The 9702-nt window shown below is 52.9% G+C and carries 7 protein-coding genes; all 7 read left to right on the forward strand.

Features of this window, described 5'->3' with window-relative positions; translation table 11 throughout:
• Positions 1 to 127: 127 nt before the first annotated feature.
• The 7 genes from HBA26_RS21945 to HBA26_RS21975 all read left to right on the forward strand — a co-directional run bounded on the left by HBA26_RS21945 (position 128) and on the right by HBA26_RS21975 (position 9517).
• On the forward strand, positions 128 to 1267 hold the full coding sequence (locus HBA26_RS21945; protein ID WP_028014617.1) for an efflux RND transporter periplasmic adaptor subunit: 1140 nt from the start codon (positions 128 to 130) through the stop codon (positions 1265 to 1267).
• Positions 1268 to 1278: 11 nt separating this feature from the next.
• Positions 1279 to 4392 (forward strand): efflux RND transporter permease subunit, encoded by a 3114-nt coding sequence (locus HBA26_RS21950; protein WP_126345789.1) that lies wholly within the window; start codon positions 1279 to 1281, stop codon positions 4390 to 4392.
• A gap of 301 nt (positions 4393 to 4693) precedes the next feature.
• The gene (locus tag HBA26_RS21955) at positions 4694 to 4915 is read left to right on the forward strand and encodes a lipoprotein (protein WP_008502867.1); all 222 of its coding nucleotides are present in this window, start codon (positions 4694 to 4696) and stop codon (positions 4913 to 4915) included.
• 448 nt (positions 4916 to 5363) lie between these two features.
• A complete protein-coding gene (locus HBA26_RS21960) occupies positions 5364 to 6389 on the forward strand; it encodes an amino acid ABC transporter substrate-binding protein (RefSeq protein WP_028014619.1) in 1026 nt (341 codons plus the stop codon).
• 67 nt (positions 6390 to 6456) lie between these two features.
• On the forward strand, positions 6457 to 7638 hold the full coding sequence (locus tag HBA26_RS21965; protein WP_048959000.1) for an amino acid ABC transporter permease: 1182 nt from the start codon (positions 6457 to 6459) through the stop codon (positions 7636 to 7638).
• Positions 7639 to 7647: 9 nt separating this feature from the next.
• Positions 7648 to 8751, forward strand: a complete 1104-nt coding sequence (locus HBA26_RS21970; protein WP_059357177.1) for an amino acid ABC transporter permease — start codon at positions 7648 to 7650, stop codon at positions 8749 to 8751.
• A gap of 7 nt (positions 8752 to 8758) precedes the next feature.
• Entirely contained in the window at positions 8759 to 9517 is a 759-nt protein-coding gene (locus HBA26_RS21975) for an amino acid ABC transporter ATP-binding protein (protein WP_041907797.1), read from the forward strand.
• Positions 9518 to 9702: the final 185 nt, after the last annotated feature.

The raw sequence follows: 9702 nt of genomic DNA on the forward strand, positions 1-9702 counted from the left end.
TCCGTCGTCGGCAGCGTCAGATGTGTATAAGAGACAGTTATTATACGCAGCTACATTTTATTTTTTCCCTCTGCCCCACTACCGATCTACGGCAAACATCGGTTAATGGGTATTTAAAGGAACAGTCATGACGAATCATTTCAGACGTTTACCCTTAGCCGGTTTCATTGTCTGCGCTGTACTGCTCACTGGATGCGATGGCCAGGAAAATCAACAACAACATGCACAGGCGCCTCAGGTCAGCGTCCATATCGTGAAAAGTGCGCCGCTGGCCGTCACAACTGAACTCCCGGGCAGAACAGATGCGTTCCGCGTTGCGGAGGTTCGTCCACAGGTTAGCGGTATCATTCTGCGTCGCAACTTCACGGAAGGTAGCGATGTAAAAGCTGGGGACTCACTTTATCAAATTGATCCTGCGACCTATCAGGCGGCTTACGACAGCGCGAAAGGCGAGCTGGCAAAGGCGCAGGCGGCGGCCAATATTGCACACCTGACGGTGAAACGTTATCTCCCACTGGTGGGAACACAGTATGTCAGTAAACAAGAGTATGACCAGGCCGTGGCCACGGCCCAGCAGGCAGATGCCAGCGTTGTCGCCGCAAAAGCGGGCGTTGAAAGCGCACGTATCAACCTTGCGTATACCAAAGTAACGTCCCCTGTCGATGGCCGCATCGGCAAATCCAGCGTGACGGAAGGGGCGCTCGTGACGAACGGGCAGGCCGCAGCGCTGGCGACGGTCCAGCAGCTTGATCCGATTTATGTCGATGTGACCCAGTCGAGCAATGAATTTATGCGCCTGAAGCAGACGAGCCTGCAAAAAGGCGACACGGCCAGCAGCGTTGAGCTGCTGATGGAGAATGGTCAGCCCTATCCTCTGAAAGGCACCCTGCAGTTCTCCGACGTTACGGTGGATGAAAGCACCGGCTCAATCACGCTGCGCGCCATTTTCCCGAATCCTCAACACCTGCTGTTACCGGGGATGTTCGTTCGCGCCCGCATTGATGAAGGCACACAGCCAGATGCCATTCTGGTTCCGCAGCAGGGCGTGACCCGAACGCCGCGAGGCGACGCAACCGTGCTGGTGGTTAATGATAAAAACCAGGTTGAATCACGTACCGTCGTTGCGCCTCAGGCCATTGGCGACCGCTGGCTGGTGACGGAAGGGCTGAAAAACGGTGACCGCGTGATTGTCAGCGGATTACAAAAAGTCAGACCAGGGGCTACCGTCGTCGCCACGCCAGATACCACCACGACTCCCGCCAGTTAAGGAACGACGACATGGCTAATTTCTTTATTCAAAGGCCGGTTTTCGCCTGGGTACTTGCCATCATTTTGATGATTGCAGGCGGGCTGGCCATTCTCAAACTGCCCGTCGCCCAGTATCCGACGATTGCTCCGCCAGCCGTGGCGATTTCTGCGACCTACCCCGGCGCTGATGCCCAGACGGTGCAGGATACCGTGACCCAGGTTATCGAACAGAACATGAACGGTATCGACAACCTGATGTACATGTCTTCCACCAGCGACTCAGCAGGTAATGTCACCATCACACTGACCTTCGAGTCAGGAACGGATCCGGACATCGCCCAGGTGCAGGTGCAGAACAAACTGCAGCTCGCCATGCCGCTGCTGCCGCAAGAGGTACAGCAGCAAGGGATTGGCGTTGAAAAATCCAGCAGCAGCTTCCTGCTGGTCGCCGGTTTTGTTTCGGACAACAAAAACCTCACTCAGGATGATATCTCCGACTATGTCGCCTCGAACGTCAAAGATGCTATCAGCCGAACGACGGGTGTCGGCGACGTTCAGCTGTTTGGCGCCCAGTATGCGATGCGCATCTGGCTCGACAGCAACGCGATGAATAAATACCAGCTGACGCCGCTGGATATTATCAACCAGCTGAAAACGCAGAACGACCAGATAGCGGCAGGTCAGTTGGGCGGTACGCCATCGGTTCCTGGACAGCAGTTGAATGCCTCCATCATTGCGCAAACTCGCCTGAAATCACCGGAAGAGTTTGGCCGCGTGACGCTCAAGGTGAACCAGGACGGCTCAATGGTTCACCTGAAGGATGTCGCTCGCATTGAGCTCGGCGGCGAAAACTACAATATGGTGACCAAAATCAACGGGCAGGCCGCAACCGGCCTGGGGATTAAGCTGGCAACCGGGGCAAACGCGCTGGATACCGCGGCAGCCATCAAGAGCAAACTGGCGCAACTGCAACAGTTCTTCCCGCAGGGGTTGAAGGTCGTCTATCCTTATGACACCACGCCTTTTGTGAAAATTTCTATTCATGAAGTGGTTAAGACCCTGTTTGAAGCGATCGTTCTGGTCTTCCTGGTCATGTATCTGTTCCTGCAAAACCTGCGCGCGACGCTCATTCCGACTATCGCGGTGCCGGTGGTTCTGCTGGGTACCTTCGCGGTTCTTGCGGCGTTCGGTTTCTCCATCAACACCCTGACGATGTTCGGGATGGTACTGGCGATAGGGCTACTCGTTGATGACGCCATCGTGGTGGTCGAGAACGTTGAGCGCGTGATGGTAGAGGACAAGCTGCCGCCGAAAGAGGCCACGCAGAAGTCGATGGAGCAGATCCAGGGCGCGCTGGTGGGGATCGCGATGGTTCTCTCGGCGGTCTTTGTCCCGATGGCCTTTTTTGGTAGCTCGACGGGTGCCATCTATCGCCAGTTCTCGCTGACTATCGTTTCCGCCATGGCGCTCTCCGTGCTGGTTGCGCTGATCCTGACGCCCGCACTCTGCGCAACGCTGCTTAAACCCGTTTCTGGCGATCATCATGAGAAGAAAGGGGGGTTCTTTGGCTGGTTCAATGCGCTCTTTGATAAGAGCGTGGAGCACTACAGCAACAGCGTAAGCGGTATTTTGCGTAAGACCGGCCGCTATCTGGTGGTGTACGTCCTTATTGTCGGTGGGATGGCGGTGCTGTTCCTGCGCTTACCTACCTCCTTCCTGCCTGAAGAGGATCAGGGGGTATTTATGACGATGGTTCAACTCCCGGCGGGTGCGACCCAGACGCGTACTCAGCAGGTTCTCGACCAGGTTCAGGACTACTATCTGACCCAAGAGAAAGCGAACGTTGAATCCGTCTTTACCGTTAACGGCTTTAGCTTTAGCGGTCAGGGCCAGAACTCCGGTATCGCCTTCGTCAGCCTGAAGCCTTGGGAAGAACGTTCTGGGGAGAAAAATAGCGTTGAGGCCATCGTGGGCCGAGCGACAAAAGCGTTCAGCCAGATTAAAGACGGCCTTGTATTTCCGTTTAACCTGCCTGCCATTATCGAACTGGGAACCGCAACGGGCTTCGACTTTGAACTTATCGATCAGGCAAACCTGGGGCATACCCAGCTGACGCAGGCGCGTAATCAGCTGCTCGGCATGGTGAAAGAGCACCCTGACCTGCTGGTTCGCGTGCGTCCTAACGGCCTGGAGGATACACCGCAGTTCAAACTGGATGTCGATCAGGAGAAAGCGCAGGCGCTGGGGATTAGCATTTCTGACGTCAACCAGACGATATCGACGGCGTTGGGTGGTACCTATGTGAATGACTTTATCGATCATGGCCGCGTGAAAAAAGTTTACGTCCAGGCGGATGCGAAATTCCGAATGTTGCCGGGGGACATCAACAATCTCTACGTGCGCAGCGCGAATGGGGAAATGGTGCCGTTCTCCTCCTTTAGCAGCGCTCACTGGGTTTACGGTTCTCCTCGTCTGGAACGCTATAACGGCATGCCGTCCATGGAGATCCTCGGTGAGTCAGCCCCAGGGAAAAGTACCGGTGAGGCCATGGTGATGATGGAAAGCCTGGCGGCAAAACTGCCTTCCGGCATCGGCTATGACTGGACGGGAATGTCTTATCAGGAACGCCTTTCCGGTAACCAGGCGCCTGCACTGTACGCCATTTCACTGATCGTGGTGTTCCTGTGCCTGGCTGCACTGTATGAAAGCTGGTCCATACCCTTCTCTGTCATGCTGGTTGTGCCGTTAGGCGTCATCGGGGCTCTTTTCGCAGCGTCGCTGCGCGGGTTAAACAATGACGTCTATTTCCAGGTCGGCCTGCTGACAACGATTGGGTTATCGGCGAAAAACGCCATCCTGATCGTCGAATTTGCTAAGGACCTGATGGATAAAGAAGGTAAAGGTATCATTGAGGCCACGCTGGAAGCCTCAAGAATGCGCCTTCGCCCGATCCTGATGACCTCCCTGGCCTTCATTCTTGGCGTCATGCCGCTGGTAATTAGCACCGGAGCCGGGAGCGGAGCGCAAAACGCCGTCGGTACGGGTGTGATGGGAGGCATGCTTTCCGCAACGCTTCTGGCTATTTTCTTTGTGCCCGTTTTCTTTGTGGTTGTCCGGAGACGGTTTACCAACCATAAGGATTAACGTATCCCTGAAGGCACCGTTTGGTGCCTTTTTTATTTTAATATAAACAATAGATTAGTCATTATTGAATCGCATATAAAAAATTCATGAGTTTGCATTAAGTAAAAGCACCCTGTTGCGACTCCATATTTTCTCCATGAATTTATCCAGAAAACGCTTTTTCTCCATGATTTTTACAAACTACATAATTTGAGATTATTCCACGTGTAACGGGAACTTACCCTGGTGGTAAAATAATCTCCAGTTCGTTAATAGCCCTCCTGGCTATGTAGCGAATAAGAAATAATACTGAGGTAACATCATGAAAAGATTCATTTCCGTTGCACTTCTCGCTGCGCTGCTTGCTGGTTGCGCGCACGACTCTCCTTGTGTACCGGTTTACGATGATCAGGGCCGACTGGTTCATACCAATACCTGTATGAAAGGCACCACCCAGGACAACTGGGAAACAGCGGGTGCCATCGCCGGCGGCGCTGCCGCAGTAGCGGGTTTAACATTAGGTATTGTTGCCCTGACGAAGTAACATCTGTTCAGAAAGCGCGGCTCCGGTCGCGCTTTTGCTTTTAATGAGTGCACCATTTTCTAATAAATAAAAAAGTTCCGCATTTATTCTTATATTTCATTTCAACCAACCGCTATCAACACCTTTTTCTTATCTCTGATGATTTTCATACATTAATACTATTGAATACTCTGCCAATATTCACCTCAGAAACTATCTCTTCTTTTTATCTCATCCCGGTTAAAACTTTTGCTCCAATTTGTGGCACAGGTTGTAATTTCGCACTGTTTCGGGGCGCTCATTTTATTTAAGCCTGTCTACACTCTGCATTAAGCGTTCAGTTTTCTCTTATCTCGCTGAACTCAAAACTGGCATTACGTTTGCTTTATAAACGTTGGCCAATGCCACAGACAGGTTAAGCGCTTAAAAACGCTTCTATAACAATAAATTTCGCCACACAGGATCCATTATGAAAAAGACGATGATAGCCAGCCTGACCGCTGCAGGCATGTTGTTTGCCATAGCCGGTCAAGCCCATGCGGGAACGACGCTGGATGCCGTTAAAAAGAAAGGTTTTGTTCAATGCGGTATCAGCGACGGTCTGCCTGGCTTCTCTTATGCCGATGCGAACGGCAAATTTACCGGTATTGATGTGGATGTCTGCCGTGGCGTCGCAGCAGCGGTTTTTGGTGATGACAGCAAAGTAAAATACACCCCGCTGACGGCGAAAGAGCGCTTTACGGCGCTGCAGTCCGGCGAGGTTGACATGCTCTCGCGTAATACCACCTGGACCTCCTCCCGCGATGCAGGTATGGGGATGTCATTTACGGGCGTGACCTATTATGACGGCATCGGCTTCCTGACCCACAATAAAGCGGGCCTGAAAAGCGCCAAAGAACTGGATGGCGCCACCGTGTGTATCCAGGCGGGTACCGATACCGAGCTGAACGTCGCGGATTATTTCAAAGCAAATAAGATGAAATACACCCCTGTGACTTTCGACCGCTCGGATGAATCAGCCAAAGCGCTGGAATCCGGTCGCTGCGACACCCTGGCCTCTGACCAGTCACAGCTGTATGCCTTACGCATTAAGCTGAGCAATCCGGCGGAATGGATTGTCCTGCCTGAAGTGATCTCCAAAGAACCTCTCGGACCGGTTGTGCGTCGTGGCGATGAAGACTGGTTCTCTATCGTTCGCTGGACGCTGTTTGCCATGCTGAATGCAGAAGAGATGGGCATCAACTCGAAAAACGTTGATGAGAAAGCGGCGAATCCTTCCACCCCGGATATGGCGCACCTGCTCGGTAAAGAAGGTGATTTCGGCAAGGATCTGAAGCTGGATAACAAGTGGGCTTACAACATCATCAAACAGGTGGGTAACTACGCAGAGATCTTCGAGCGTAACGTGGGATCGGAAAGCCCGCTGAAGATCAAACGCGGCCAGAACAATCTCTGGAATAACGGCGGTATTCAGTACGCGCCACCAGTACGTTAAGTCATAGCTGTAACGGGCACTGCTCGGGCAGTGCCCACTCCAGAGTCATGGTTACTGAGGTTTCTTTATGTCCCATCGCCGCTCAGCCGTAAAAGGATCGCTATCCTTTTCTCATCCCGCGGTCCGCGCCTGGCTATTCCAGATTATTGCTATTGTTGCGGTTGTTCTTATCGCCGTGTATCTCATCCATAACACCATCACTAACCTGAATAATCGAGGTATCACCTCCGGTTTTGCGTTTCTGGATCGCAGCGCGGGCTTTGGGATTGTTCAGCACCTTATCGACTATCAGGAGGGTGACACGTACGGACGCGTGTTTGTGGTCGGTTTACTGAATACGCTGTTGGTATCGGCACTTTGTATTGTCTTCGCGTCCATCCTGGGCTTCTTTATTGGGCTGGCGCGTCTTTCTGAAAACTGGCTGCTGCGAAAGCTTTCCACCATCTATATTGAGACGTTTCGCAACATCCCACCGCTGCTGCAGATCTTCTTCTGGTATTTCGCGGTGCTGCGTAATCTTCCCGGTCCCCGCCAGGCCGTCGATGCGTTTGAGCTGTTTTTCCTGAGTAATCGTGGGTTATACATTCCCTCTCCGCAGGTGGCCGAAGGGATTTACGCCTTTATCGTCGCCATTATTGTTGCGCTCGCGATTTCCGTCGGCCTGTTCCGCTATAACCGTAAGCATCAGATTAAAACCGGACAGCTTCGTAAAACATGGCCAGTTGCCGCTGCGCTGATTGTTGGCTTACCGTTAGTTGCTCACTGGCTTTTTGGTGCAGCCTTGCACTGGGATATTCCTCACCTACGCGGGTTCAACTTCCAGGGTGGTATGGTGTTAATTCCTGAACTGGCAGCACTCACGCTGGCGCTTTCAATTTATACCTCCGCGTTTATTGCGGAAATCATCCGCTCCGGGATCCAGGCCGTGCCTTACGGGCAGCACGAGGCGGCACGTTCACTCGGTTTGCCGAATACCGTGACGCTTCGCCAGGTTATTATTCCGCAGGCTTTACGGGTGATCATTCCGCCCCTGACCAGCCAGTATCTCAACATTGTCAAAAACTCATCGCTGGCAGCTGCCATTGGTTATCCGGATATGGTGTCTCTCTTCGCCGGAACCGTGCTTAACCAGACCGGACAGGCCATAGAAACCATTGCCATCACCATGTCCGTCTATCTAATCATCAGTCTGGCTATTTCGTTGCTGATGAACCTTTATAACCGTCGTATAGCACTGGTCGAGCGCTAAGGATCTATGATGACAAAAGCGATACTGTCGCACTCCTCGCGCCCTGCCAGCTCGACGGGTGGACGTTTTATTCTCTGGGCGCGTAAGAATCTCTTCTCCAGCTGGAGTAACAGCCTGCTGACGATCGTCTGCCTGTGGCTAATGTGGGAATTGATTCCTCCCCTGCTGAGCTGGGCGTTTTTACAGGCCAACTGGGTCGGTACAACCCGGGCAGATTGTACTAAAGCTGGCGCTTGCTGGGTGTTTATTCATGAGCGCTTCGGCCAGTTCATGTATGGGTTGTATCCCCACGAACAGCGTTGGCGGATTAATCTGGCGCTGGTTATCGGCCTGCTCTCTGTTGCAGTCATGTTCTGGAAAAAGCTGCCTCACCGTGGACGCTATATTGCCGTCTGGGCGGTGGTTTATCCGATTATTGTCTGGGTGCTGCTGTATGGCGGTTTTCTGGGGCTGGAACGCGTTGAAACACGCCAGTGGGGTGGGCTGACGCTGACGTTGATTATCGCTTCAGTAGGGATCGCCGGCGCGCTACCGTTGGGCATTTTACTCGCCCTGGGTCGCCGTTCAAAAATGCCGGTCGTACGCGTGCTCTCCGTTATCTTTATTGAGTTCTGGCGCGGCGTACCGCTTATCACCGTACTGTTTATGTCGTCGGTCATGCTGCCACTGTTTATGGCGGAAGGTACAACGATCGACAAGCTGATCCGTGCCCTGGTCGGGGTGATTCTCTTCCAGTCCGCCTATGTCGCTGAAGTTGTACGCGGTGGCCTGCAGGCATTGCCTAAAGGCCAGTACGAAGCGGCGGAATCGCTGGCGCTCGGTTACTGGAAAACGCAGGGGCTGGTGATCCTTCCGCAAGCGCTCAAGCTGGTTATCCCTGGGCTGGTCAATACGATCATTGCTCTCTTTAAAGATACCAGCCTGGTGATCATCATCGGATTGTTCGATCTCTTTAGCAGCGTGCAGCAGGCAACCGTTGACCCTGTCTGGCTGGGTATGTCCACCGAGGGATATGTCTTTGCCGCTCTGATCTACTGGATCTTTTGTTTTAGCATGTCGCGCTATAGCCAGCATCTGGAAAAGCGCTTTAACACCGGGCGTACACCGCACTGAGGAAATTATGAGCCAAATGACTATGACAACCGCCAACGCGATGATTACGCTGGAAAACGTCAATAAATGGTATGGACAGTTTCATGTCCTGAAGGACATCAATCTTAAGGTAAAGCAGGGCGAACGCATCGTCCTTTGCGGCCCTTCCGGTTCAGGTAAGTCCACAACCATTCGCTGTATTAACCATCTTGAAGAGCATCAACAAGGGCGCATTGTGGTTGATGGTATTGAACTGAATGAAGATATCCGCAATATCGAACGCGTGCGGCAGGAAGTGGGAATGGTATTTCAGCACTTTAATCTGTTTCCACACCTGACCGTTCTGCAGAACTGTACGCTTGCGCCGATTTGGGTCCGAAAGATGCCGAAACAGGAAGCGGAGGCGCTGGCGATGCACTACCTTGAACGCGTACGTATCGCGGAGCATGCCAATAAGTTTCCAGGTCAGATCTCGGGCGGGCAACAGCAGCGCGTGGCTATCGCCCGTTCGCTGTGCATGAAACCCAAAATCATGCTGTTTGACGAACCAACATCTGCGCTGGATCCGGAAATGGTGAAGGAGGTTCTGGATACCATGATTGGGCTGGCACAATCCGGCATGACCATGCTGTGCGTCACGCATGAGATGGGATTCGCGAGAACCGTGGCCGACCGGGTGATCTTTATGGACCGCGGCGAGATTGTTGAGCAGGCACCGCCGGATGAGTTCTTTGCGCATCCGAAGTCAGAACGTACGCGAGCATTTTTATCGCAGGTAATTCATTAGTCGTTTGCTCTGCCGGGTGGCGGCTTCGCCTTACCCGGCCTACGGTTTGTGCAGCGCAGAAACGCAAAAAGGCCATCCTTGCGGATGGCCTTTTCACTTATTTGATGTCTGGCAGTTCCCTACTCTCACATGGGGAGACCCCACACTACCATCGGCGCTACGGCGTTTCACTTCTGAGTTCGGCA

Source organism: Enterobacter sp. 725m/11 (assembly GCF_011683705.1).
In the GTDB taxonomy this organism is placed as follows: Bacteria; Pseudomonadota; Gammaproteobacteria; order Enterobacterales; family Enterobacteriaceae; genus Enterobacter; species Enterobacter bugandensis.

Bases quoted from the DNA above. Each gene is read 5' to 3' on its own strand.
- HBA26_RS21945 (WP_028014617.1), top strand. From the start codon at position 128: ATGACGAATCATTTCAGACGTTTACCCTTAGCCGGTTTCATTGTCTGC.
- HBA26_RS21950 (WP_126345789.1), top strand. From the start codon at position 1,279: ATGGCTAATTTCTTTATTCAAAGGCCGGTTTTCGCCTGGGTACTTGCC.
- HBA26_RS21955 (WP_008502867.1), top strand. From the start codon at position 4,694: ATGAAAAGATTCATTTCCGTTGCACTTCTCGCTGCGCTGCTTGCTGGT.
- HBA26_RS21960 (WP_028014619.1), top strand. From the start codon at position 5,364: ATGAAAAAGACGATGATAGCCAGCCTGACCGCTGCAGGCATGTTGTTT.
- HBA26_RS21965 (WP_048959000.1), top strand. From the start codon at position 6,457: ATGTCCCATCGCCGCTCAGCCGTAAAAGGATCGCTATCCTTTTCTCAT.
- HBA26_RS21970 (WP_059357177.1), top strand. From the start codon at position 7,648: ATGACAAAAGCGATACTGTCGCACTCCTCGCGCCCTGCCAGCTCGACG.
- HBA26_RS21975 (WP_041907797.1), top strand. From the start codon at position 8,759: ATGAGCCAAATGACTATGACAACCGCCAACGCGATGATTACGCTGGAA.